Source organism: Shinella sp. BE166, from assembly GCF_051201095.1.
In the GTDB taxonomy this organism is placed as follows: domain Bacteria; phylum Pseudomonadota; class Alphaproteobacteria; order Rhizobiales; family Rhizobiaceae; genus Shinella; species Shinella lacus.
In genome coordinates, this window is sequence record NZ_JBPEHL010000001.1 from 386670 (window position 1) to 411437 (window position 24768).

Genomic DNA, 24768 nt, shown 5'->3' on the forward strand with positions numbered 1-24768 from the left:
GACCTTACCTGTGTTTCATGACGACGAGCGTGATGTCGTCGTGGATTTTCTGCGTGCCGATATGCGCCATGAGATCGGCGATGATGCCATCCTTGATCTCGTCGGCGGTTTCCCTGCGGCGTTTCTTGGCGCTCTCGCACAGCCGGTCGAACCCGAAGAGTTCGCCCCCGGGGCTTTCCGCCTCGGTAACACCGTCCGTATGCAACACGATGACATCGCCGGTATCGAACGGGAATTCATGCGTGGAGATGAACGGGCCGATGTCGCTTTCAAGGCCGATTGGGAAGCCGAGGTCGACGGTATCGATGCGCTCGACCTCGTCATTGTCGCGCAGCACGAGCACTTCCTCGTGCTGGCCCGACAGGGTCATCTTGCGATCTGCGTAGTCGAGGAAGGCGAGCGAAAGATGTTTGTCGGTCTTGGTGCGCTGGATGTTTTTGAAGACGGCGCGATTGAGGACTTCCAGGAATTCGCGCGGGTTCTCGTCGCCCTGTTCCTGGAGCGCGCGCGCCACCGACTGCACCATCAGCATCAACACGCCGCTTTCGAGCCCGTGGCCCGTCACGTCGCCGATACCGACCTTCATGCGCCGATCGTCGTGCAGCACGTCGAAATAGTCGCCGCCCACTTCGTCGGCTGGCTCCATGTAACCGGAAACGTCGATGCCCTTGATCTCGTCGAGCTCGTCGCGCCGCGGCAGCACCATCATCTGGATCTGCCGCGCGACGTCGAGTTCGGCGCCAAGCCGCAGGTTCTCGCTCTTCAGCTTGGCATTCAGCGCGTTGATTTCGCCATTGGCGGTTTCGAGCGCTTTCGTGCGCACAGCCACCAGGTTTTCAAGATTTTCCGTGTGGTAGCTGATCTCTTCCGCCATGCGGTTGAAGGCGATGCCGACCGCGGCCACCTCGTCGCGCGCGGGAATGGCCACACGGACGGAGTAATCCTTGTTCTGCAAGCGCTGAGCCGCCTCGACCAGTGCCCGAAGGCCGGCGGTGATTCGGCCGGAAATCGCGAAGACGGCGCTGAGAACGACCAGCAGCGAAAGGATGACGGTGCCGATCTGCCAGGTTACGACCTGACGCGTCTCGTCGGAAATGCCCTGCTTGGCTGCAATCAGCGAGGCATAGATCTCGTGTTCCGGAACCATGAAGCCGAGCGACATGACTTCGCGGGTGACGGGGACCTTGCCGGTATAGAGGTTCTCCGCCTCGAGTTGCTTGAGCAACACGACATAAGGCACGTCCTCACCGTTCTCCTTCAGCGTCACATTGGTGAGCACGGTCTCGGTTGTTGACGGCATGGCGAGCGAAGCGATGGCGGCCTGATTGCTGTGCGCCAGCCGCCGGTCGAAGCCGCTTTCATTGTTGATCTTGACGCCGAGCGTCTTCTCGCCCTGTTCGGTGACGGCAAGCACGTTGCCGTTCGACATGGTGAGGAACGCGAAGCCCGTCTCTGCGATCTTGACGCTCTTGACGATATCGGCGAGCTGGTCGAGCGTCAGGTCGACGCCGACGATGCCGTTCAGGTCCTTGCGGTCGGGTGTCGCCAGCGGCTGGAAGAAGCTGACGATGATCTTGCCCGTGATGCCGTCGAGATAGGGCGACAGCATGGTGATCTGGCTGTCGACGGGGCGCTCCGTCGGCGTGGCGAGCCACGACTGCCACGTCTCGTAGAGGCCGGGGAAGTAGAAGTCCCACCAGTTCGTCTCGTTGTGGCCCGGATAGACCTTGTCGAAGACCGAGCCCTGGTCGTTATAGGGCGTCGAGCGCAGGATCGGGTTTGCGCGGGGGCCGATATAGTACATCTGCAATTTCGGCGGACCGGCCGAAAGGAAGCTTGGGCCGACGAGGTTGAAAATGGCGCTTTCGCGCACGGTTTTCATCGCCTCCGGGGTCGGCTGCTTGTTCTCGTCGAGCAGATAACCCCAGACGGTGACGGCCGAAGCCTCGCCTGCCTGGTTCTGCCACCAATTGCCCGCCTGGTTATAGGTGAGCGGGGTGGTCACACCATCGGTTTGAAGCTGCTGGCCAAGCTTGTCGGACAGCGCAGGATTGTCGATGAACGTCTGCATCGACCCGGCAAGGCCGGTCACTTCCGCATGGTAGCGGTCGAGCAGGAGGTCGGTGCGCTCGACCGTCGTCTCGAGGTAGTTCTGCAGATATTCGATGTTCGCCTTTTCGAGACCGCGACCGACCTCGTCCATCGCATTGGTGGAGAGGCGATTGACGTTCCATAGCGCGATGCCGCCGGCAACCAACAGGTCCACCAGCACGGCGCCGCCGACGACCAGCACGAATTTCGCGCGGAACGACGTCAGTGAAAATCCCCAACGCGAGGGTGGTGTCCCTGCAATCTCGCTCATCGCGGCTTGCGTCCAGATGCCACCCAGACGGGCCAGCCGGCATAACCGCCGGGATGAAGGGCAGCAGCAATGTGATCTTCGAAGCCGCGGCGGAATTTTTCGACGAAGGCGGCGTCATCACCGCGTTTTTCCGACATGCCGCCTGCGAACATTTCTTCCCAGGCCATGATCATGTCAGCGAAGGCTTGTGCGTCCCCGTCGCGGTTGGTCACCATGAAGCTTTCGATGCGAAGGTCCTCAAGACCGGCACGTTGCAGGGCCTGGTAGCTCTTCGGACCGAATTCGAGGTCCATGTCGAAATCCGCGAAGAGTTTCGAGAGTTGTTCGTAGGTCCACTCGATGGAGGGACCGCGCGGTTCGCCGAGGCACTGGGAGATTTTTTCGTTGGTGACGTAGACACGGCCGCCCGGCTTGCAGATGCGCACGAGCTCATTGACGATCATTTCCGGCTTGTTGAAGATCTGTAGTGCGTGGCGGCAAGAAACGAAATCGAACTGGCCGTCTTCCAGCAGCATCTCGGCAGCGTCGCCGTAGATATACTCGATGCCGCCGATGTCGAATTCACTGGCGACCTGGCGGGCATAGGCGAGGCTCGACTTGGAATGGTCGAGTGCCACGATGCGCGACGGCGAAAACTCCTTGGCGACCAGCACCGCGAAGTCGCCGATGCCGCAGCAGATGTCGGCCATGGTCATGCCGGGCTCCAGCCCATGACGCGGCAAGATGGAGCGTTCGTGCTTCCAGGTGAGCTTCGTCTGGGTGCGTAGCACCGGCACAAAGCCGCCTTCTTCGAGGAAAGCCTGGCCGGGATAGAACTCGCTGTCATATTCCTCGACGACGATTTTCGGGTTCTTCGCCGTGAGTGTACCGAATTTCTTCGTTGACCAGCCGATCACGCTCGACGTGATGATGGTGATCTTGATGTCCGGCCGTTCTTCCGCCGCTTTCAGCAAGGCACCCGCAAGCGAATGGAATGCCACGTTGTTGAGGCGCACGAGGCGTTTCACGTTGACGTAGAACGTTCCCCTGATCGAGGCGAGCGACGTTTCCAGAAGCTTGACGCAATCGGCCATCTCGGCGGCGCGCTGCGGCCGCATCGAGCCTGCAAGTGCGAGCTCCTGGTTGTTCTGGTCGAAGGAAACCTTGTAGGTCTGGACAAGCTTTTCGGCGATCATGGTGCACTGGCCTCGAGCGTGAGTTCGGCGATGAGACGGATGGCGTTTCCGTCGGCTGGTTCAATGGAGAAGCGGGCGGCGTAGTCGACTGCGAGTTCGAGCAGGCCGATATTCGGCTGCAACGGCCCGTCGGAAAACAGCGCGTTGTGGTAGCGCGGCGAAACGTCGCCACCGTTGAGGACGACGACCGCATCCCGATAAAAACCTTCTGTTTCCGTATCGACCGGAATGGTGAGGGCGATCCGGTCTTTCGCGCCATTGCGCGAAACGGAGCAAACGAAGCTGCCGGTCGGTGCATGGAGACGGTACACGGTTTCCAGAAGCTCGTTGAGCGCCGAGGAGAAAAGATTGGAGTAAAGCAGCGAATCACTACGGTTGTGACTGATCATGCGCGCGAAATAGGTCGACAGCCGGTCGCAATATGACCAGTTTGAGGTGAATCCAGCCATATCCATATCGAATTCCAGAAGCAGCGTGAATTCGCCTGCCTCCGTCTGCCCTGCACCCAGATCCATTCGCCCCTGCCTCATGATTTCGTAAGGGGGCATCACGGCCGCGCGCTTACATATCTTTCAGGAAAAACCTAAACTATGTAATGTCCGAAGTGCGGGCGATGCGCATGGCAGCCAGCGGAGATCGACGTTAGCGATATGATATCGCGGGTTGCGCCGTCCCCTCCGAACTCAAGAAGAAAGCTTTCCATACAATCATGAAGGATTTGTCAAACTCAACCGTTGCTTCTTCAGCAACCCCTGCGGGCGATGACGCCGCGGAACTTGCCCGGGTGCGCCTCGATTTCGCGCAGCTCCAGGAGGAATATGACGACCTGAAGCTTCTCTACGAGGCGATGATCGAACATGGCGAGGCCGTGGAAGACCAACTCGCTGAACAGAATCTGCTGCTGGAGCGAACGCAGGCGCGACTCGACGAGGAACTGAACGATGCCGGCCGCTACGTCTTCTCCATCCTGCCCGACAAGCGCATTGCCGCCCCCGCGACAGACTGGCTACTGGTGCCCTCCACCGAACTCGGCGGCGATTCCTTCGGCTACCATCAGATCGACCACGACCATTTCGCCATCTACCTGCTGGATGTCTGCGGCCACGGTGTCGGCGCCGCTCTGCTTTCCGTCACTGTTATCAATGTGTTGAGGGCGTCAGCTCTGTCGAATGCGGATTTCCGCGATCCCTCCACGGTCCTGAAGGCGCTCAACGATACGTTCCCGATGGAAAAGCAGAACAACATGTTTTTCACCATCTGGTACGGCGTCTACAAGGCGAGCACCGGCGAGTTGCGCTATGCGACAGGCGGCCATCCGCCGTCGATCCTGCTGCGCGGTGAGAACCGGCCGGAAGGCACGCCGTCGCGCGAACTGCTCATCACCGTCGGCGGCGTCGCGATCGGCGCGCTTTCGGAAATGGACTACGACAGCGAAGTCACGCGTGTTTTCCCGGGCGACCGGTTGCTCGTTATAAGTGATGGAACATTTGAGGTGAATGGTCCCGGCGACGAGATGCTGAGCGTCGAAGCGCTGGCCGAGCATGCGGAGAAGGAAGGCTGCGGCCCTAAGGGCGTTCTCGCCTGGGTGCGTTCGTTCAACGCCGAAGGCCCGCTGCCGGACGACTTCTCGCTGCTCGAAATCCGTTTCTGATCGAATCAATTGCCGGTTGCCGGGGAGCTTAATTCCGCTATCTTTGCAGCATGCTGGAGGAGGTGTGGTCATGGTCTCGTTCATGAAATGCGGCCTGGCCGCGCTCTTGGTTCTCCAGATGCTGTCCGGGAGCGCCGCCGCTACTGAGGCGGCGCCGGCCGACCTTGCGATCGCGCGCAGCCTCGCGACCATGCTGCAATCGGCGCGCGCGGTGATTTCCGTCAACCAGGAGCGGATCAACGATCCGGCGCTCGGCGACAAGGGCTTGTCGGGTGCCGCCGTCTTGGAAAAGGCTATCGCCAATTACACGCAGGCGACCGGCCGCGACCCGAACACCATCGATCCGGCCTCCTACGAGGGGCGGCTCATCCGGGCGCAGATGGATGCCGTTGTCGAGGTGATGGACGCCAACCAGGCGACGATCAACGCCGAGGGCGAGGGCTTCAAGGGCTTCATCCCCGCCACCTTCACACGCCTGGTCACCGAGGCCTTTCAGGCCCGCGTCGGCGAGGAGGCAAGCATGAAGTTCACCGCGCCGCCCGTGTTGATCCGCAACCGCAAGGCACGCCCGGACGCCTTCGAGGCGGCGGCGATCCGCGATTATCTGGAAGCCGCCGATTGGCCCAAGGGCCAGATCTATTCGGCGCTGGTTTCGGCGGACGGCCAGGAGAGGGCACGCATCATGGTGCCCGAATATTACGTGCCATCCTGTCTCACCTGTCACGGCGACCCGGCCGGCGAACTCGACATCACCGGCTACCCGAAAGAAGGCGCGCATGAGGGCGATCTCGGCGGCGTGATCAGCATCGGGCTCATTCCGCAATGAGCAGCGCCTCCATTTTCTCGCCGCGGCGCCTGTCGATCCGGCTGCGGCTGATCATCCTCGCGGCGGTGCTGCTTCTCGCAATGCTCGGCAGCAGCCTGTTCACCCGCGGCGAACTGTTTCGCGCGCTGGAATCGGGCGACGAGGCGAATCGCATCGCCCAGATCAGCACGCTGTCCGATGATGTGCGCGAAGCCTTCAACAGCCTGCGCTACTGGCAGACCGACCTCGCCGTCAGCCTCCTCACGCTGGCCGAAACCCGTGCAGAGGAAGCCCGCACCCGCCTTCGCGAACGGCTGGACAGGCTGGCCGAACACCGGCCGACGGAGGCTGCGGCGATACGTGAGGGGATCGACCGCTTCGATGCGCTCGCCAACCAGGCGGTCGAGGCCTATACGGACGAGCAGCGCGTGATCGGCAACACCCGCTTCGCCGAGGCGCGGCGCTACGGCATCAGCGTCGAGGAAAACCTCGCCGCCCTCCAGGCCGATCTTGCCCGCCAGTCCGGCACCGCGCGCGCCAACATCCTGCGGCAGTTCGAGCGGGCTTCCAATGTCGCCTCGCTGCTCTCGGCCATCGCCGCCATCATCGGCACCGCGCTGACCGTCGTCATCCTCGGCTCGATCCTGAAGCCGCTCGGCGAGATCGTCACGGCCGTGCGGGGGCTGACCGCCGGTGACGCCCAGGTCGTCGTGCCTCCGGCGGGCGGTGATGAACTCGGCAAGGTCAGCGAGGCCCTGCAACTCCTCAAGGAGAACCAGGGCGAGCGCGATCGGCTGACGCGCGCGGCCGAGCACCAGCGTAAAACCCTCGTCGACGCCATCGAGAGCATCGCCGAAGGGTTCACGCTCTACGGCCCTGACGAGCGCCTGCTGATCATGAACCAGCGGTTCCGCGACATGCACCCCGTCCACAACGAGATGGTCGCCGGCAAGTCGACCTTCCGCGACGTCATCGAGGCGGCCGGCCGCCACATCGTCGAGCTCGACCGGCCCTTCGACGAATGGCTCGCCTCGCGGCTCTCCCTGCACGATCACAGCGCCACCCGCGTTACCCCCTTCAAGGATGGCCGCTGGATGCAGGTGAGCGAGCGGCGCACCCATGAGGGTGGCTTCACCGTTGTCTATGTCGACATTACCGAGCTGCGCCAGCGCCAGCACGAGCTGGAACTCGCGCGCGACGAGGCGCAGCGGGCGACGCAGGTCAAATCGGAATTCCTCGCCAATATGAGCCACGAGCTGCGCACGCCGCTCAACGCCATTATCGGCTATGCGCAGATCCTCCAGGAGGATGCCGAGGACACCGGCCAGACCGAATCCCTGCCTGACCTGAAGAAGATCGAGAGCGCCGGCAACCACCTGCTAGGCCTCATCAACGGCATCCTCGACCTGTCGAAGATCGAGGCGGGCCGCATGGAGGTCTACCGCGAGCGCTTCGATATCGGCGCGCTGATGAACGATGTGGCATCGCTAATCCGCCCGCTTGCCGCCAAGAACGATAACGAATTCGTAGTCCATTGCCCCGACGATATCGGCACGATCGAGACCGACGTCACCAAGGTCAAGCAGGCGCTGCTCAATCTTTTGAGCAATGCCTGCAAGTTCACCGAAAAGGGCACGGTTTCGCTCGCCGTCACGCGGCACGGCAATGGCGGTGACCGCCTGCTGGTGATGACCGTCACGGATACCGGCATCGGCATGAACGAGGAACAGCTCGGCCGGCTCTTCCAGGCATTTTCCCAGGCCGATAGCTCGACGTCCCGCAAATTCGGCGGCACTGGCCTTGGCCTCGCGATCAGCCGGAGCTTCGCGCAGATGCTCGGCGGCGACCTGACGGTCGAAAGCCGGCCGGGCGAGGGCTCCCGCTTCATCTTCGCCCTGCCCGATCCGGAAGAGGTGGCGGCAGGTGCGGAGGCAGCCGAGGGCGACGATCCGTCGATAGCGAAGCCGGAACAGAGCGAACGCCCCGCCGTGCTCGTCGTCGATGACGACGAGGCGTCGCTGAACATCATTGGCTCGCACCTGAAGCGCGAAGGCTACCGGGTGCTCTATGCCGGTGCCGGCGAACAGGCGCTGGAAATGGCGCGCAAGCACCGCCCGGCCGCCATCACGCTCGATATCCTGATGCCGCAGATGGACGGATGGTCGGTGCTCGTCGCGCTGAAATCCGATCCGGAGCTTGCCGCCATCCCCGTCGTCATCGTCAGCATCAGCAACGAGAAGGCGCTCGGCTTCACGCTCGGCGCCGCCGCCATGCTCACCAAGCCGGTCGACCGCGGCGAACTCAGCGATTTCATCGCCGGCATCACCGGCGGCAGCCAGGGCGGCACGGTGCTCGTCGTCGAGGACGACCAGGCGACGCGGCTCCTCATCCAGCGCACCGTCGAGCGGCTCGGGCGCGCCGTCGCGCTCACGGAGAACGGCCGCCAAGGCATGGCCTGGCTTGCCGCCAACGAACCGCCGATCGCCATCCTGCTCGACCTTCAGATGCCGGAAATGAACGGCTTCGAGTTCCTCGCGGCGCTCCGCGACCGGGAGGAATGGAACGCCGTGCCGGTGCTTGTCGTTACCGCGAAACATCTCTCCAATGCGGAACGGGATCTGCTCAGCGCCCGCACGACGCAGATCATCGGCAAGGGCAAGGGCGCGCATATCGAACTCACGCAGGCGCTTCGCGACGTCATCATCTCGGGTGCGCCGAAAGGGACCGGGAATCCATAGAGATGGTGAAGATCCTGCTTGTCGAAGACAATGAAATGAACCGCGACATGCTCTCGCGCCGGCTGGAACGCCGTGGCTACGAGGTCATTTTCGCCCATGACGGCGAAGAGGCCGTCGCGCGGGCGGAAGCCGATGCGCCCGACCTCGTCTTGATGGACATCGGCCTGCCCGGCATCGACGGCTGCGAGGCGACGCGCCGCATCCGCAGCGGCCCCGCCGGCACGGGCCTCCCCATCATTGCCCTCACCGCCCACGCGATGAGCGTCGACGAAGCCCGCGCCCGCGAAGCCGGCTGCGACGACTTCGACACCAAGCCTATCGACCTGCCGCGGCTGATCGGCAAGATCGAGAAGCTCCTTCCCGGCGCGAGTTAAGGAACTCTAGGCGGAAAGCATGCCGCGAATCGCCTCGCCGCCCATCGAACCCTGGTCGATTTCAGTCGAGGCCCACCGCCGCTGGAACCAATGGCCGGAGCGCATCGATCAATGTGGCAGCGCCATAGCGAACCTCGCCGTCGGGCTCGACGTCTATGAGTCCACCCGTGTTATGTGCGACGTAAAGGTCGATCAGCAGCTTGGTGGTGCTTGCGCTCACAACCCGCTCCAGGCTTTCCTGCCATTGCGCACGAGGCAGCGCTTGTGCGGTGATCGTGCGTCCGAGCAATTGACTCAGAACCGCGGCCACATCGGCAGCGCTGTAGCGGCGTGGCCCTTCCGCATGGACGATTTGCACATCGGTTCCGCCGCTTGGGCCAAGCAGGAGGTCCGCGGCCATCAAGCCGACATCTGCCGCCGAAACCGTCGGAAAATCCATTTCGACCGGGTGGTGCAGGCTGGGTAGGATGCCGGTCGTGATCGCCATTGGAACGAACGTGCCCCAGCCTTCCATATGTTCTGCCGATCGCAAGAAAATCTTCGGCATGTCCAGCCTGCGAAGGCGTTCCTCGAAAATGCGAAAGAGGGTGGGCATCCCGATATCGTCGCCGATATGGGCGCCATAATCGGAAATCGCCAGGACACGTTTCGGCCGCGCCCGCGCCCGCTCCAGCGCCATAGCCATGCTTTCGATCGACCGGCGCATGTCGCCGGGGGCATCCTCGGCCTGCGTTGGAGGCGGAAGAATGACCTGCACGGCATCCGCATTCGCGATCGCCCAGCCGAGGGCGGTGGGGTCCTGCAGATCGGCGAGCGCGATGTCGCAGCCTATTTCACGGAGCCGGCCCGCCTTTGCCTCGTCGCGCAGGATCGCCCGGACGGGCATGCCGGCCTTGCGCAGTGCCAATGATGTAGAATAACCGACCTTACCGGCGGCTCCAACGATTGCAAACATAGTGCATTTCCTTGCTGAAGATGGGCAAGGAGTAGGGAGCGGTACAGACTTCGTCGCACAGATTCAGGCGGATTTTTGCAGATTCGGGCGGAATTCACTCGCCTGCCGGGCGATCTCACCAGGGGTCTGGCCGAGGAGCCGGCGCATCGTCGAGGTCATATGGCTTTGATGCGCGAACCCAGCCGCGGCCGCGATCTCACTTGCCGGCATCGTCGTTGTGAGCATCAGGGCGCGCGCATATTCAACGCGGCGGCGGATGACATATTGATGCACCGCGGCGCCGGTGCTGTTGCGAAACAGGGTCTTCAGGCGCGTGACGCTGACGCTTGCGACCATTGCCAGGTCAGCAAGCCGGAGTCGTTGATCGAGATTGGCCTCGATGAAGTCCGTCAACATGCGAAGCTGACGCGCCGAGAGTTTCGGCTCGCTGCGATCATCCCGCGCCAGAAAATCGCCGCTGGCAGTCTCGATCAACCGGACGGCGAGCGCGTTGGCGAGAAGATCGATGAAGAGGGGATCGGACGGCGTGTTCGCCTCCAGATCCGCCTTGATGGCCAAACCTATGCCTTCGAGGCGCGCGTCGCGAACCTGAAATCTCGGCAGCAGCTCGATCTTGCCAGCGTCGCGTCCGAGTTCCCCGGCAACCTGATCAAGCAGCGAAGGGTGGAGGCTCAGTCGCAGGATCCGGCAGTCTGCATCGTCCTCCCATGAGCCATCTACGCCCGCCGGAACGATGTCGATATCGCCCGGCTTCTGCACCCGGCGCATGCGCCGGCCGCCGATCGAACAATCGGCCTTTACGGGCGGACCGAAATGCATGCCCAGGCTGTGCAGTTTTCCGCCCGGCACATGCGACAGGCCACGCGGGATATGCAGGAAATCGGCGTCGAGTCCGGTCCAGTTCCTGCCGGCGCTTGTCAACAGGATCTGTGCTGCATGAGGCGCCATCGGGCTATGCTTTCGAAAGGTTGGCGGCGAGATTACTGGGCAATCATCCGTTTAACAACCGCCCGCAGACCGTCGCCGATGTCGCGCGCAAGTTTCACCGGCTCTTTTCTGCCATGCGCTCGACGATCATTTCGGCGATCGGGATTGCCGAGGTGGCGGCGGGGGAGGGGGCGTTGCAGACGTGGAGCATGCGGTCGGTCTGCGCGAAGAGGAAATCGTGGATCAGGGCGCCGTCCTTGCGGACGGCCTGGGCGCGGATGCCGGCTTCGTGCGGGAGCAGGTCGGTGAGGTCGAGGCTTGGGCAGTATTTCCTGCATTCTTCCAGATAGCCCGGCTTCCAGAGCGAGTTGCGCAGCTCGGTGACCGCGGATTTGCGGTTGGCGAACACGGTTTTCCAGAAGCCGGGAAACAGCGCGTAGTCCGCCATATCGGCAAGGTTCACGGAAAGGCGCGGATAGCCCTCGCGGGCAAAGCCGATCACGGCATTGGGTCCGACCGTCACGCTGCCGTCGATCATGCGCGTCAGGTGCACGCCGAGGAAGGGCAGGGCGGGATCGGGGATCGGGTAGATCAGGTGGCGGACGATGTCGTTCTTGGCTGCCGGCAGGCGATAATATTCGCCGCGGAAGGGAACGATGCGGTGCTCGATCGAAAGCCCGGCGAGCACGGCCAGCCGGTCGGACTGGAGGCCGCCGCAGACCACCAGCTTTTTCGCCTGCCAGCTTTCGCCAGCCGATGCGACGCCCACGGAATCGATGGATTCGCGAATGCCGGTGATGCGCGTCGAGAGGCGGATTTCGCCGCCGAGCGCCTTGATGCGCCGTCCCATGGCCTGGCAGACTTCGGCATAGCTGACGATGCCGGTGGAGGGCACGAAGAGCGCGCCGCGGCCGCGGATGTTCGGCTCCCGCTCCTTCAGCTCGCCCTCTCTGATGCGCTGGACCTCGATCGTGTTCTGTTTCGAGCGTTCGTAGAGCGCTTCCATGCGCTCCACTTCGAGATCGGATGTTGCGACGAGCAGCTTGCCGCAGACCTCGAAGCGGATGTCGTTCTCCAGGCAGAAGGCCTTGGTGGCCTCGGCGCCTTTGCGGCAGAGTTCGGCCTTCAGGCTGCCGGGTGGATAATAGATGCCGGCATGGATGACGCCGCTGTTGTGGCCGGTCTGGTGCTTGCCGAGCGCATCCGCCTTTTCGATGAGGATCAGGCTGCTGCCGGGCCGGCCTTCCAGAAGCCGCATGGCCGTCGCCAGCCCGACGATACCGCCGCCGATAACGCAATAGTCGAAAATCATCTGTCCTGCCCCTGCCTGGCCGATTATGCGCCCGCAGCCTGGCGTTCGCCATAGCCGAAATAAGCCTCTTCCAATGCATGGCCGTCGGCAAGTTCGTTTGCCGAACCCTCCAGCGCCACATGGCCGTTGCGCAGCACGTAGATTCGGGAGGCAAGATCGAGGATGCGGGCGGTGGACTGTTCGACGACGAGCAGCGTCAACCCATCGGCATTGAGCTGGCGCAGGCTTGCATAGACCTGGTCGATGACGAGCGGCGCAAGGCCGAGCGAGGGTTCGTCGATCATCATCAGCGAGGGGCGTTGCAGGATGGCGCGGGCGATGGCGAGCTGCTGCTGTTCGCCGCCGGAAAGGTGGCCGGCAACACCGCGGTAGCGGGCCTTCAGGATCGGGAAGATGGCAAGCACGCGCTCCAGATCCGCGGCGGCTTCAGCCTTGTCCTTGCGGATCATGCCGCCGAGCAGCAGGTTTTCCTGCACCGTCAGCGTGCGAAAGATGCTGCGGCCTTCCGGCACCAGCGCCAGGCCCTTCCGGCACAGCTTTTCGGGTACCTGGCCGGCGATCGGCTCGCCATTGAAGGTCATCGTGCCGCCGGTCGGCGCCATGAGCCCGGAAATCGTCTTCAGAAGCGTGGATTTGCCGGCGCCGTTGGGGCCGACGACGAAGACGATCTCGCCCTTGCGGACCTCCAGATCGACCGATTTCAAGGCAGCAAGCCGGCCGTAGCCGGCAGTGAGGCTGCGTATTTCGAGCATGTCGTTCCCCTTTAGCGCGGTTGAGGCCGTCGATCGAAATCGGAAAGGCTCACCGTTTTTTGCCGTTGACAAAAAAAATCTAACCCGCATTCTGTCTTCTGTCCACAGAGGACTATGTGCAAAAATTATGGCGGTGCATCGTTCATCGCCAAAGGGGAACGACGATGAAATCTGTTGCTGTGGCCGCCTCGGCCGCAATCGCCCTCCTGTTGCCGGTGACCAGCGTTCAGGCCGAAGAGCCGATCAAGATCGGCTTCGCCATCGCGGAATCCGGCTGGCTTTCGAACTACGACAGCGCGCCCTTCAAGGCCGCCGTCATGAAGATCGAGGAAATCAACAAGGCCGGCGGCCTGCTGGGTCGCCAGATCGAATATTCCGTTATGGACACCAAGACGGAGCAGGCCCGTGCCGCGACGGTCGGCGCACAGCTGGTCGACAGCGGCGTCGACATGCTGGTCGTCTCCTGCGACTACGATTTCGGCGCACCGTCGGCGCTTGCCGCCAAGCAGGCCGGCAAGATCGCCTTCAGCCTCTGTGCGGCCGATCCGAAGATGGGCGTACAGGGCGTCGGCCCGCTCGCCTTCACCGCCAACAGCGCGGCGCAGTCGGAAGGCATCGCCATTGCCGAATACGGCAACAAGAAAATGAACCTGAAGTCGGTCTACGTGCTGGAAGACCTGACGATCGAATACAACAAGTCGGCCTGCGCCGGTTTTCGCGCGGCCTGGACTGCAAGTGCCGGCGCAGAGACGATCCTCGGCAACGACACCTTCAAGAATGACGACCCGTCGATCGCCTCGCAGATCACCCGCCTCAAGGGGCTGGCGACGCAGCCGGATGCGGTCTTCGTCTGCTCGTTCACGCCGGGTGGCGCTTCGGCCGTGCGCCAGCTTCGCGCCGCCGGCATCGACCTGCCGATCCTCGCCAACACGGCCATGGTCGACAATTACTGGCTTAATGCCGTGCCGGGCCTCAAGGATTTCTACCTGCCCGCCTTCATGTCGCTTTACGGCGATGATCCGCGCCCGGAAATGAACACGTTCCTCGAAAGCCACAAGGCGCGTTACGGCGAGCCGCCGGTCTCCTCCTATTCGGTTCTCGGCTACAGCCTCATCGAACAGTGGGCCTATGCGGTCGAGCAGGCAAAGACGACGGAATCCGAAGCCGTGGTCGGCGTCATGAACACCTTCAAGGACCAGCCGTTCACCGCCGGCCCGACATCCTTCACCGATCAGCTTCATATCCAGGTCGATCGTCCCTGGCTGATCATGAAGGTCGAGAACGACTCCTTCCGCGCTGTGGAAGTTTACCGGAACTCGTTCAAGCCGGACATGAAGCTCCTGTTCCGCGTCGGTCAGTAACCGGCAGCGATCCGTCGGCTGCATGGCGGTGCAGCCGACGGGCCAAAATCTCCAAGAGAATTCATAGCCGAGCTTACGAATAGGTCTCGCACGATATGTCACGTCCATCGAAAGAACGGCTGGAAGCCCGCGGCGTTGCCGTCGCATTTGGCGGGATCCGGGCCTTGAGCGGGGTCGATCTCGAACTCCGGCGCGGCGAGGTGCTCGGCCTCATCGGTCCGAACGGCGCCGGCAAGACGACCATGGTCAATGTGCTGAGCGGCTTCCAGCGCCCGACCAGCGGCAGCATCAGCCTCGACGGCATCGACGTTTCGAAGCTCACGGCCCGCAAGATCGCCCAGGCCGGCGTCGGCCGCAGTTTCCAGGCGGCGCGTCTCTTCCGGGCGATGACGGTGGAGCAGAACCTTTCGGTCGCCGCGATCGGCAGCGGGCTTTCGCGCAAGGCGGCCCGGGAGCGGGCGCTCGAAATCCTCGACTGGATGGGCCTTGCGAAAAAAGCCGACGACCGCTGCGACAGCCTTTCCTATGGCGACGAGCGGCGTGTCAGCATCGCCCGGGCACTCGCCTTGCAGCCGTCCTTCGCGCTGCTCGACGAGCCGGCCTCGGGCATGAACGATGCCGAATGCGAGGCGCTGATGGAGGTCATCGCCGAGTTGCCGGCGCGCTTCGGCTGCGGCGTGCTGCTGATCGAACACAATATGAAGGTGATCATGGGCGTCTGCCAGCGCATCCATGTGCTCGATGGCGGCCAGAGCCTCGCCGAGGGTTCGCCCCAGGATATCCAGAAAAACCCCGCCGTCCGCCGCGCCTATCTCGGCGAAAAGGCGGCCGACAGCACCCTCGCGATCTAGGAACCGGACGCCATGGCCAACATCGTTCAAGTTCTCGTCGATGCCATCGCGCTGGGCAGCCTCTATGCCCTGGTCGCGCTGGCGATCGGCCTCGTCTTCGGCGTCATGCGGCTCGTCAATTTCGCCCAGGCCGACTATATTACCATCGGCGCCTATGCGCTGGTCGTGCCGACCGCGAGCGTCACGCCGCCGCTGCTGCTCGGCGCGCTGCCCTCGGCCCTGATGATCGGCGGCGTGCTCGTCGTCGTGATGGCCCTGGCGCTTCTGACCGAGCGCGTCGCCTTCCGGCCACTGCGCAATTCCAATCCGTCGACGCTGCTCATCTCCTCCTTCGCCGTCAGCTATTTCCTGCAGAACCTCGTCATGCTCATCCATACCGGCCGGCCGAAATCGGTCGGCATCGGGCAGGGCCTGGCGAACGCGGTGGAGATCGGCGGCGTGCGGGTTCCAGGCGTGCAGCTCCTCACCATGGTCGTCACCGCCGGCCTGCTCGTCGCCCTGGTGCTCTTCCTCAAGAAGACGCCGCTCGGCATCCAGATGCGGGCAGCGGCAGAGAATTTCCAGATGGCGCGCCTGCTCGGCATGCCGGCGAACCGGGTCATCGCGCTCGCCTTTGCCATCTCCGGCCTGCTTGGCGGCGCGGTTTCGCTGCTCCTGACCATCCAGACCGGCACGCTCGACCTGCGCATGGGCCTGATGCCCGTCGTCTACGCCTTCTTCGCCACCGTCATCGGCGGCATGGGCTCATTGCCGGGCGCAGCACTTGGCGGGTTCCTCGTCGGTGTCGCCAGCGTGCTGCTGCAAACCTATCTGCCGGCGGACCTGCGACCCTTCCGCGATGCCGGCGTGTTCATGATGGTCATCCTTATCCTCCTCGTGCGCCCGCAGGGCCTGATCGTCACCAGCGCCGCGAAGGAGCGCGTATAATGAAAAGCGATACCATGTCCTTCGCAGCGATTGGCCGCTTCTGGTTTCCGGTGCTCGCCCTCGTCATACCGCTTGCGATCATCGTGGTGGTCACCGGGCAGTTCGGCGGCCTCTCCATCCAGCGCACCGTCATCGAAATGCTGATCAGCATCGTCATCGTCGTCGGGCTCTATGTCTTTGTCGGCAATTCCGGCATCATCTCCTTCGGCCATGCCACCTTCATGGCGATCGCGGCCTACGCCTCGGCCTGGCAGACCTGCTGCGAGATGCTGAAGCCGATCACCATGTCCGGCCTGCCGCCGTTCCTGCGCGACCAGAGCATTCCGCTGCTGCCCTCGGCTGTGGTCTCGGTGCTGCTTGCCGGCGGTGCCGCCTTTCTTACCGGGCTCGTCATCATGCGGCTCACCGGTCTTGCAGCGTCGATCTCCACGCTCGCCGTGCTCTTCATCCTGAACGTCGTCTATTCCAACTGGGACAGCGTCACGATGGGTTCCGCCTCGATCGTCGGCCTGCCGACCTATGTGACGGCCTGGCTGGCACTCGGCTGCGCCGTCATCGCCATCGTCGTCGCCTATCTCTACCAGGTCTCCGCCTTTGGGCTGGCCATCCGGGCGACGCGAGAAGACGAGGTTGCCGCCGCCGCATCGGGCATCTCCCTCTACTGGTCGCGGCTGATCGCCTTCACGCTCTCGGGTTTCATGGTCGGCCTCGGCGGGGTGCTTCAAGCGCACTACCTTGGCACGGTGTCGATCAACAGTTTCTTCCTGAGCTTCACCTTCCTGGCGCTCGCCATGCTCATCGTCGGCGGCATGGGCAGCCTTGCGGGTGCTGTGGTCGGCGTCGTCGTCATCACGGCGATGGTCGATATCTTCCGTCGGCTTGAAGGCGGGATTTCGATCGGCGGCGAGCAGTGGTCCCTGCCGGCGGGCACGCAGGAGCTTATCATCGCGGCCTTTATGCTGTTGATACTGGTCTTCCGCAAAGACGGAATCATGGCAGGGCGAGAAATGACCCTGCCGGAGCAGGAACATCGCGAGAAAGGGCTCATCAATGGCTAACAATCTACTCTTCAATACCGACGAGCCGATTGGCATCATCGACCACCGGATGCTGTCCGACCAGGTTTCGACCTTTCTCGTGCGCGAACTGATCTTCGGCCGGCTCCAGCCCGGCCAGCGCATCAACGAGGCGGAACTCGCCCGCCAGCTCGGCATCAGCCGCAACCCCATCCGCGAGGCGATCCGCCGGCTGGAGGAGCGCGGCCTGCTCGTCGCGGTTCCCCGCAAGGGCACCTTCGTTCGCACCTTCCTGCACAGCGATATCGACGAGATCTTCTCGTTCCGCGTCGTCGTCGAGCGCTTCGCCGTCGAGCAGGCGCTGCCGCAGATGACCGACGCCGACATCGAGCGCATTGCCGGTTTCGTCGATGCGATGGTCGCGGCCGCCAATGCCAATGACGAGATCGCGCTGGTCGAAAACGACCTCGCCTTCCACCTCGAAATCTGCCGGCTCTCGAAGAATCGCCAGACGCTGCACGCCTTCACCAACATCCAGGCGGAAGTGCAGATGCTCATCACCATGGCCGAGCGCCAGTTCGAAAGCCAGATGGCGGCCGCGGTCGATCACTGGCCGGTCGTCGAGGCGCTCCGCACCCGCAACCCCGAAAAGGCGATGGACGCCATCCGCGATCACATCCGCGATTCCTGGCGCCACCTGCTTGAAGCTTACGAGCGGGAAAAACCCCGCTCGTCCTGACCCTATCCATGAGAAAAGAGGGAACAATGCCTGACAGAAAAATCATCGGCATCGATATTGGGGGAACGTTCACCGACTTCGTTTCCTACGATGCGGCGACCGGCACCATCGAGAACTGGAAGAACCTGACGACGCCCTCCGAACCGATCGAAGGCGTGCTCCAGGGGCTTGGACAGGTGGAGGATGTTGCGAGCGTCGACAAGATCCGTCTCGGCACGACGATTGCCACCAATGCGCTCCTGACGCGCCGTGGCGCCAAGGTCGCGTATGTCACGACCACCGGCTTTCGCGATGTTCCCTTCATCCAGCGCGGCGACCGCCGCAGCCACTACGACATTACCTGGATCAAGACCAAGCCGCTGATGAAGCGCGCGGACACCTATGAGATCGGTGGCCGTTTCAGCGCCAAGGGCGAGCTGGTCACGGCACTCGACGAGGCGGCCGTGCGGGAGCTTGCCGCCACCATCAAGGCCGACGGCACGATCGAGGCGATCGCCGTCTGCACGCTGTTCTCCTATATCGACCCGAGCCATGAGCAGCGCATCCGCGATATCCTTGCGGAAGAACTGCCGGGCATGCCCATCTCGATTTCCTACGAGGTCCTGCCGAAGTGGAAGGAATACGACCGCGCCTCGACCACGATCGCCGACGCCTACCTGAAGCCCATCGTCTCCGACAATTTCCACCGCATGCAGAAGCGCCTGGACGCCATCGGCATCGGTGACAGGATCGGCGTGATCAAGTCGAACGGCGGTGAATCGACGCTCAAGGGCGCTGCCGAAGCACCGGTGCAGATGACGCTGTCCGGCCCGACCGGCGCCGTGGTTGCCACCCGCGTTCTCTCGGAACTCACCGGCATCAAGAACCTCGTTACCTTCGACATGGGCGGCACTTCGACCGATTGCTCGACCGTCGTCGACGGCATGGAGCATGTGACGACGAGCTTCGAGATCGAATGGGGCCTGCCGATCCAGATCCCGATGATCGACATCCACACGATCGGCGCCGGCGGCGGCTCGATTGCCTGGATCGACAAGGGCGGCATGCTGCGCATGGGGCCGCAATCGGCCGGCGCCGCACCGGGTCCTGCCTGCTACGGCCGCGGCGGCGAGAATGCCACTGTGACGGATGCCAACGTCGTTCTCGGCCGCATCAACCCCGACTACTTCCTCGGCGGCAAGATGAAGCTCGATGCGGAAGCGGCGCATCGTGCGGTCAAGACGGTCGCCGACCAGCTGGGCCTTGAAGTCGATGCGGCGGCCTTCGCCATGGTGCAGATCGCCAACAACAATATGCTGGGCGCGCTGCGCGCCGTCCTGCTCCAGCGCGGCCTCGATCCGCGCGATTTCTCGCTTGTCGCCTCGGGCGGGGCAGGCCCGGTGCATATCTGCGACCTGATGGATATTGCCGGCATTCCGCAGGGCATCGTGCCGAACTATCCCGGCCAGTTCTCGGCCTTCGGCTTCATCATGACCGATGCCCGTGTCGACCGGCATCGCACGGTGCAGCAGATCTCGAAATACTTCGATGGCGCCCGCGCCACGGCCGCGATGACGGAACTCGTAGACGGCGCCATCGCCGAGCTGGTCTCTCAGGGCTACCAGCAGAAGGTGGAGATCTACCGCTCCATCGAGGCGCGCTACTTTGGCCAGAACCACGAGCTGGAACTGAGTTTTCCGGCCAACCAGTTCACCGAGGAGACCATCGCGAACCTCTGGGAGCGTTTCCACGAGGAGCACCAGAACCGCTTCGGCTTCTCCATCCCCGGCGAAACCATCGAGACGGTCAATCTCAAGGTCGTGGCCGTCGCCGTTTCGGAAAAGCCGAAGATGCGCGAACTCGAAAAGGGTGAGGGCACGCCTGCCTCTTCCGGCAGCCGCAAGGTGCGCTTCGAGGACGGCTGGCACGACGTGAAGACTTACGACCGCGGCACCTTCAAGCAGGGGCAGACCGTCGCCGGTCCTGCCATTGTCGAAGAAAGCGCCTCCGTCACCATTCTGCAGCCGAAACAGACGCTTCGCGTCGACCGTCTCGGCAATCTGATCATTTCGGCCTGAGGAGTACCGTCATGGACTTCGTTACGATGAACATCCTGGAATCCAGCATGGTCTCTCTCTGCAAGGAGATGGGGATCGTGCTGATGAAGACGTCCTATTCGACGATCTTCAACGAGGCGCTCGATTTCACCTGCGGCCTCGCAGACATGAACGGCGACATGATCGCGGTTGCCGACTATTGCCCGGCGCAGATCGGCGGCATGCCGCTGCTCGTCAAGTCGTGCCTCAAGGAAATCCCGATCGACGAGATCGAGGAGGGCGACGTCATCCTGCACAACGACCCCTATCGCGGCGGCCTGCACACGCCGGAGCACACCTTCTTCAAGCCGATCTTCGTCGATGGCGAGATCATGGGCTTTGCGGTGGCGATCGGCCATATCGCCGAAGTCGGCGGCATGGCGCCGGGCGGCTTCTGCGGCGAGGCGACGGAAATCTTCCAGGAGGGCCTTCGCATTCCGCCGGTGAAGATCAAGAAGCGCGGCAAGGACAATATCGAGGTCTGGAAGCTGCTTCTCGCCAATGTGCGCACACCGCGCGTCAACTATGGTGACCTGCGCGCCCTCATCGCCGCCGTCGATCTCGGCGAAAAGCAGATGACGCAGATCTACAAGAAATACGGCAAGGAGAAGATCAAGGAGACCGTCAACGACCTGCTGCTCTATTCGGAGCGCCGCATGCGCGCCGAGCTGGAAGCGATCCCGGACGGCATTTACGCCTTCTCCGACACGATCGAGAGCGACGGTATCGATGCCGAGCGCACCTACACGGTCGCCGTGGAAGTGCACAAGCGCGGCGGCGAGATCATCGTCGACTACCACGGCTCCTCGCCGCAGGCCTCCGGCCCGATCAACGCGACGCTCGGCGTCGCCACCTCGGCCGCCTACAATGCCGTGCTGCACATGACCGACCCGACGATCCCACGCAATTCCGGCTGCTTCCGGCCGATCCGGGTGATGGCGCCGCCCGGCACCATCGTCAACGTGGATTTCCCCGCACCGGAAGTCGGCGGCAACACCGAGACGCACCCGCGCATCGTCGGCACGATCCTCGGCGCCATGGCGCCGGCCATTCCAAACCGCGTCATGGCCGCGGAAGGGGCGACGCATTGCAACTTCGTCTTCGGCGGTGTCGATGCGGATACGGGCGAATACTTCGCCTGCTACGATCTCGAGGCGGTTGGCTGGGGCGGCCGCGCCTTTGCGGACGGCAATGACGGCGTCGATTCGATCAACGGCAATTGCCGCATCACGCCGGTTGAAGTCTATGAGACGCGCTTCCCCTGGCGCATCGAAAGCCTCGCCTTCAACGTCGATGCCGGCGGTGCCGGCGAATACCGCGGCGGGGTCGGCTATTCCAAGCAGATGCTGTGCCTCAACGACGAGATCATCTGCTCGCAGATGACCGACCGCCACCTGCTCGCCCCCTGGGGCCTCAACGGCGGCACGGAAGGCGGCGTCGGCGCGACGCTGGTCATGAAGAACGGCCGCGAGGACTGGCAGACGATGCGCGAGGCCTACGGCAAGGCCTCGACCAGCCGCTACTCCAACGTCTCGATCCGCCGCGGTGACCGCGTGCGGCTCGTCACCCCCGGCGGTGGCGGCTACGGCGAACCGGCAAAGCGCGACCCGGCAGCGGTCGCAGAGGATGTCCGCGAGGGCTACGTCTCCAAGGCGGCCGCCCAGAAACATTACGGCTACCAGGAGGCCTGAGACCATGAAGTTTTCGCTGAACGGGCTTTACATCGAAAGCTACACGAAATGCGCCAATTGCGGCGTGCTGATCTACGAGGCCTCGGCCGAGGATTCCGCCCGCAAGAAGGTGCATGACGGGAGTATCTATTGCTCCGAGGAATGCGTCGACTGGAAGCTTGCCCGGGACGCCCGCCGCGCCAAGGCGGCCGTCTAGGAATTGATGTGCCGGCCCCGTCTGTGAGGGTGGGGCCGGCCAATTTGAAGCGCCGCGATTAGCGCCGCGCCATAACAAACTGTCCAAGGAGACATCCATGTCCACGAACGCTGCCTTCACGGCGCGGCGCGCTGCCGCTATTCCGGCTGGCCTGTCGAAACATCTCGACGTCTATATCGAGAAGGCGGAAAACGCCGAACTGTGGGACGTCGAAGGCAAGCGCTACATCGATTTTGCCGCCGGCATCGCCGTCAACAACACCGGTCACCGCCATCCGAAAGTGGTCGAGCGGGTGCGCAACCAGCTCGATAAGGTCACGCACACCTCGTTCCAGACCACGCCCTATATCGATTATGTCGCGGTCTGCGAGAAGCTGAACGACCTGGTGCCGGGTGACTTCCCGAAGAAGACGTTTCTTGTCTCAACCGGCGCGGAAGCCATCGAGAACGCCGCCAAGATCGCCCGCGCCGCGACCGGCCGCTCGGCCTTCGTCGCCTTTTCCGGCGCCTTCCACGGCCGCACGCTGATGGCGATGACGCTGACCGGCAAGACCGCGCCCTACAAGGCCGGCTTCGGCCCGCTGGTGCCGGATGTCTTCCATCTGCCGTTCCCGATCCCCTATCACGGCATTTCCGAGCAGGAATCGCTGACCGCCCTCGACCGCTTCTTCCGCTCCGAGGTCGATCCCACCCGCGTCGCCGGCATCTTCGTCGAGCCGGTGCAGGGCGAGGGCGGTTTCTACCCGGCGCCCGTCACCTTCCTGCGCACGCTGCGCGAGATCTGCGACAAACACGGTATCCTGCTCATCGCCGACGAGATCCAAACCGGCTTTGCCCGCACGGGCAAAATGTTCGCGATGGAACATGCCGGCGTCGCCGCCGATATCGTCACCATGGCCAAGGGACTTGGCGGCGGTTTCCCGATCGCCGCCGTCACCGGCCGCGCCGATATCATGGACAAGATCCCGATGGGCGGCGTCGGCTCGACCTTCGCCGGCAATCCGCTGTCCTGCGCGGCCTCGCTTGCCGTGATGGAGATCATCGAGGACGAAAAGCTGATCGACCGCGCCAACGAGGTCGGCAGCCGGCTGAAGGCGGTCTTCGAGGACTGGCAGGAGGGCAACGAGTTTGCCTGCATCGGCGAGGTGCGCGGCCTCGGCGCCATGGTGGCGATCGAGTTCGTGCGTGACCGCGAGACGCGCCAGCCCTGGCCGGAACTGGTGAAGGCCATCACGCATACTGCCGCCGAAAAGGGCCTGCTGCTGCTCTCCTGCGGTGTGCACGGCAATGTCGTGCGTGTTCTGACGCCGCTGACCATCCCCTTCGACCATCTCGACGAAGGCATCGCTATCCTGAAAGACAGCCTGCGGGCAGCGCTGGAAAAGGCGGAGGCCGGGCAATGACGCTCGCGCTGCTGCATGACCGCGCCTTCATCGATGGTGAGTGGGTGGGTGGGGATGGGGGCGCGACCTTCGAGGTGCGCAATCCGGCGACGGGGGAGGTTCTCGCCCGCGTCGCCGATCTCGCCGCCGAAGATGTCGAGCGGGCGATCCTTGCGGCAGAGCGCGCGCAGGTGGACTGGCGCGAGCGCCCGGCCAAGGAGCGGGCAAAACTGCTGCGCGTCTGGTTCGACCTGATCACCGCGCATACGGAAGACCTTGCCCAGCTGATCACGGCCGAGCAGGGCAAGCCGCTCTACGAGGCGCGGGGCGAGGTGGCCTTCGGCGCCTCCTTCGTCGACTGGTTTTCCGAAGAGGCCAAGCGCGTCTATGGCGACGTCATCCCCTCGGCCGGGCGCGACCGGCGTTTCGTTGTGCTGAAACAGCCGATCGGCGTCTGCGCCGCCATCACGCCCTGGAATTTTCCGCTGGCGATGATCACCCGCAAGGCCGCCGCAGCGCTTGCGGCCGGCTGCACCATGGTCGTCAAACCCTCCGAGGAAACACCGCTGACGGCGCTCGCCATGGCAGAGCTTGCCCGGCAGGCCGGCATTCCGGCCGGCGTGCTCAACATCGTGCCGTCAAAAGATTCCGCCGGCATCGGCCGCCTGCTCTGCGAGCATCCGGTCATCCGAAAGCTCTCCTTCACCGGTTCAACGGCCGTCGGCAAGTTGTTGATGCGGCAATGCGCCGATACGCTGAAAAAGCTGTCGCTGGAACTCGGCGGCAATGCGCCCTTCATCGTCTTCGACGACGCCGACCTCGATCTCGCCGTCGCCGGCGCGATCGCGTCAAAATTCCGCAATTCCGGCCAGACCTGCGTCTGCACCAACCGCATCTATGTGCAGGATGGCATCCACGATGCCTTCGTGGCGAAGCTGACGGAAGAAGTTGCCAGGCTGAAAGTGGGAGACGGTGCCGCGCCGGAGGTGGTGCAGGGACCGCTCATCAACGCCAAGGCTGTCGCGAAGGTGGCGGAGCTGATCGGCGACGCCGTCGGCCATGGCGCCAGCGTCGAGACCGGCGGCAAGCCGCATGCGCTGGGCGGCACCTGGTTCGAGCCGACGGTGCTGAGCGGCATGCAGGCCTCGATGCGGCTCGCGCAGGAAGAGGCTTTCGGCCCGGTCGCCCCGGTCTTCCGCTTCAAGGACGAAGCCGAGGTCATCCGCCTCGCCAACGACACACGCTATGGCCTGATGGCATATTTCTACGCGCGCGACGTCAACCGCATCTGGCATGTGCTCGAAGAGCTGCAATTCGGCATGGTCGGCATCAATGAGGGTCTGATCTCCACCGAACTCGCCCCCTTCGGCGGCATCAAGGAAAGCGGTTTCGGCCGCGAAGGCTCCAAATATGGTATCGAGGAATATGTGGAGTTGAAATATGCCTGCTTCGGCGGGCTGAAGAGATCATAAGGGGCAGC

21 protein-coding genes are annotated in these 24768 nt (G+C 63.4%); 14 read left to right on the top strand and 7 right to left on the bottom strand.

Translation table 11 applies throughout. The features are described 5' to 3' along the window. Positions 1-4: 4 nt before the first annotated feature. The 3 genes from J2Y63_RS01720 to J2Y63_RS01730 are packed head-to-tail and all read right to left on the bottom strand — an operon-like array spanning position 5 to position 4052. Positions 5-2362 carry a SpoIIE family protein phosphatase gene (locus tag J2Y63_RS01720; protein WP_256114918.1) on the bottom strand — a complete coding sequence of 786 codons (2358 nt, stop codon included), beginning with the start codon at positions 2360-2362 and terminating at the stop codon, positions 5-7. After that, positions 2359-3537, bottom strand: a complete 1179-nt coding sequence (locus J2Y63_RS01725; protein ID WP_435264637.1) for a methyltransferase domain-containing protein — start codon at positions 3535-3537, stop codon at positions 2359-2361. The genes J2Y63_RS01720 and J2Y63_RS01725 overlap by 4 nt, the downstream gene beginning before the upstream one ends. After that, complete coding sequence (locus J2Y63_RS01730; RefSeq protein WP_435264638.1) at positions 3534-4052, bottom strand: ubiquinone biosynthesis methyltransferase UbiE; 519 nt, start codon at positions 4050-4052, stop codon at positions 3534-3536. The genes J2Y63_RS01725 and J2Y63_RS01730 overlap by 4 nt, the downstream gene beginning before the upstream one ends. Positions 4053-4321: 269 nt before the next feature. Between J2Y63_RS01730 and J2Y63_RS01735 the strand changes: the two genes are divergently transcribed. The 4 genes from J2Y63_RS01735 to J2Y63_RS01750 all read left to right on the top strand — a co-directional run bounded on the left by J2Y63_RS01735 (position 4322) and on the right by J2Y63_RS01750 (position 9105). Beyond that, positions 4322-5188, top strand: a complete 867-nt coding sequence (locus J2Y63_RS01735; RefSeq protein WP_256114915.1) for a PP2C family protein-serine/threonine phosphatase — start codon at positions 4322-4324, stop codon at positions 5186-5188. A gap of 70 nt (positions 5189-5258) precedes the next feature. Further along, entirely contained in the window at positions 5259-6014 is a 756-nt protein-coding gene (locus tag J2Y63_RS01740; protein ID WP_435264639.1) for a Tll0287-like domain-containing protein, read from the top strand. After that, on the top strand, positions 6011-8731 hold the full coding sequence (locus tag J2Y63_RS01745; RefSeq protein ID WP_435264640.1) for a response regulator: 2721 nt from the start codon (positions 6011-6013) through the stop codon (positions 8729-8731). The genes J2Y63_RS01740 and J2Y63_RS01745 overlap by 4 nt, the downstream gene beginning before the upstream one ends. 2 nt (positions 8732-8733) lie before the next feature. After that, a complete protein-coding gene (locus J2Y63_RS01750) occupies positions 8734-9105 on the top strand; it encodes a response regulator (protein ID WP_435264641.1) in 372 nt (123 codons plus the stop codon). Between the two features lie 61 nt (positions 9106-9166). On the opposite strand, the gene J2Y63_RS01755 is transcribed toward J2Y63_RS01750, so the two are convergent. The 4 genes from J2Y63_RS01755 to J2Y63_RS01770 form a co-directional block, all read right to left on the bottom strand. Further along, positions 9167-10060, bottom strand: coding sequence for an NmrA family NAD(P)-binding protein (locus J2Y63_RS01755; protein WP_435264642.1), 894 nt, complete (start codon positions 10058-10060; stop codon positions 9167-9169). A 63-nt stretch (positions 10061-10123) separates the two neighbouring features. Continuing rightward, complete coding sequence (locus J2Y63_RS01760; protein WP_435264643.1) at positions 10124-11008, bottom strand: helix-turn-helix domain-containing protein; 885 nt, start codon at positions 11006-11008, stop codon at positions 10124-10126. A gap of 94 nt (positions 11009-11102) precedes the next feature. After that, positions 11103-12296, bottom strand: coding sequence for an L-2-hydroxyglutarate oxidase (lhgO, locus tag J2Y63_RS01765; RefSeq protein WP_435265028.1), 1194 nt, complete (start codon positions 12294-12296; stop codon positions 11103-11105). A 26-nt stretch (positions 12297-12322) separates the two neighbouring features. After that, positions 12323-13051 carry an ABC transporter ATP-binding protein gene (locus J2Y63_RS01770; RefSeq protein WP_256114908.1) on the bottom strand — a complete coding sequence of 243 codons (729 nt, stop codon included), beginning with the start codon at positions 13049-13051 and terminating at the stop codon, positions 12323-12325. Positions 13052-13215: 164 nt separating this feature from the next. On the opposite strand from J2Y63_RS01770, the gene J2Y63_RS01775 reads away from it, so the two are divergent. The 10 genes from J2Y63_RS01775 (at position 13216) to J2Y63_RS01820 (ending at position 24760) form a co-directional block, all read left to right on the top strand. After that, positions 13216-14412, top strand: coding sequence for an ABC transporter substrate-binding protein (locus J2Y63_RS01775; protein WP_435264644.1), 1197 nt, complete (start codon positions 13216-13218; stop codon positions 14410-14412). A gap of 95 nt (positions 14413-14507) precedes the next feature. Continuing rightward, positions 14508-15263: an ABC transporter ATP-binding protein gene (locus tag J2Y63_RS01780; protein ID WP_435264645.1), complete on the top strand. Its 756-nt coding sequence runs from the start codon at positions 14508-14510 to the stop codon at positions 15261-15263. A 12-nt stretch (positions 15264-15275) separates the two neighbouring features. Then, complete coding sequence (locus tag J2Y63_RS01785) at positions 15276-16190, top strand: branched-chain amino acid ABC transporter permease (protein ID WP_435264646.1); 915 nt, start codon at positions 15276-15278, stop codon at positions 16188-16190. Then, positions 16190-17248, top strand: a complete 1059-nt coding sequence (locus J2Y63_RS01790; RefSeq protein ID WP_435264647.1) for a branched-chain amino acid ABC transporter permease — start codon at positions 16190-16192, stop codon at positions 17246-17248. Before J2Y63_RS01785 ends, J2Y63_RS01790 begins: the two co-directional genes overlap by 1 nt. Further along, the gene (locus J2Y63_RS01795; protein WP_256114903.1) at positions 17241-17945 is read left to right on the top strand and encodes a GntR family transcriptional regulator; all 705 of its coding nucleotides are present in this window, start codon (positions 17241-17243) and stop codon (positions 17943-17945) included. The genes J2Y63_RS01790 and J2Y63_RS01795 overlap by 8 nt, the downstream gene beginning before the upstream one ends. A 26-nt stretch (positions 17946-17971) precedes the next feature. Further along, complete coding sequence (locus J2Y63_RS01800; RefSeq protein WP_435264648.1) at positions 17972-20002, top strand: hydantoinase/oxoprolinase family protein; 2031 nt, start codon at positions 17972-17974, stop codon at positions 20000-20002. 11 nt (positions 20003-20013) lie between these two features. Next, complete coding sequence (locus tag J2Y63_RS01805; protein WP_261002852.1) at positions 20014-21711, top strand: hydantoinase B/oxoprolinase family protein; 1698 nt, start codon at positions 20014-20016, stop codon at positions 21709-21711. 4 nt (positions 21712-21715) lie between these two features. Continuing rightward, complete coding sequence (locus J2Y63_RS01810) at positions 21716-21907, top strand: hypothetical protein (RefSeq protein ID WP_023513745.1); 192 nt, start codon at positions 21716-21718, stop codon at positions 21905-21907. Positions 21908-22004: 97 nt separating this feature from the next. Then, a complete protein-coding gene (gene gabT, locus J2Y63_RS01815) occupies positions 22005-23309 on the top strand; it encodes a 4-aminobutyrate--2-oxoglutarate transaminase (RefSeq protein ID WP_435264649.1) in 1305 nt (434 codons plus the stop codon). Further along, on the top strand, positions 23306-24760 hold the full coding sequence (locus tag J2Y63_RS01820; protein ID WP_435264650.1) for an NAD-dependent succinate-semialdehyde dehydrogenase: 1455 nt from the start codon (positions 23306-23308) through the stop codon (positions 24758-24760). The genes gabT and J2Y63_RS01820 overlap by 4 nt, the downstream gene beginning before the upstream one ends. Positions 24761-24768: the final 8 nt, after the last annotated feature.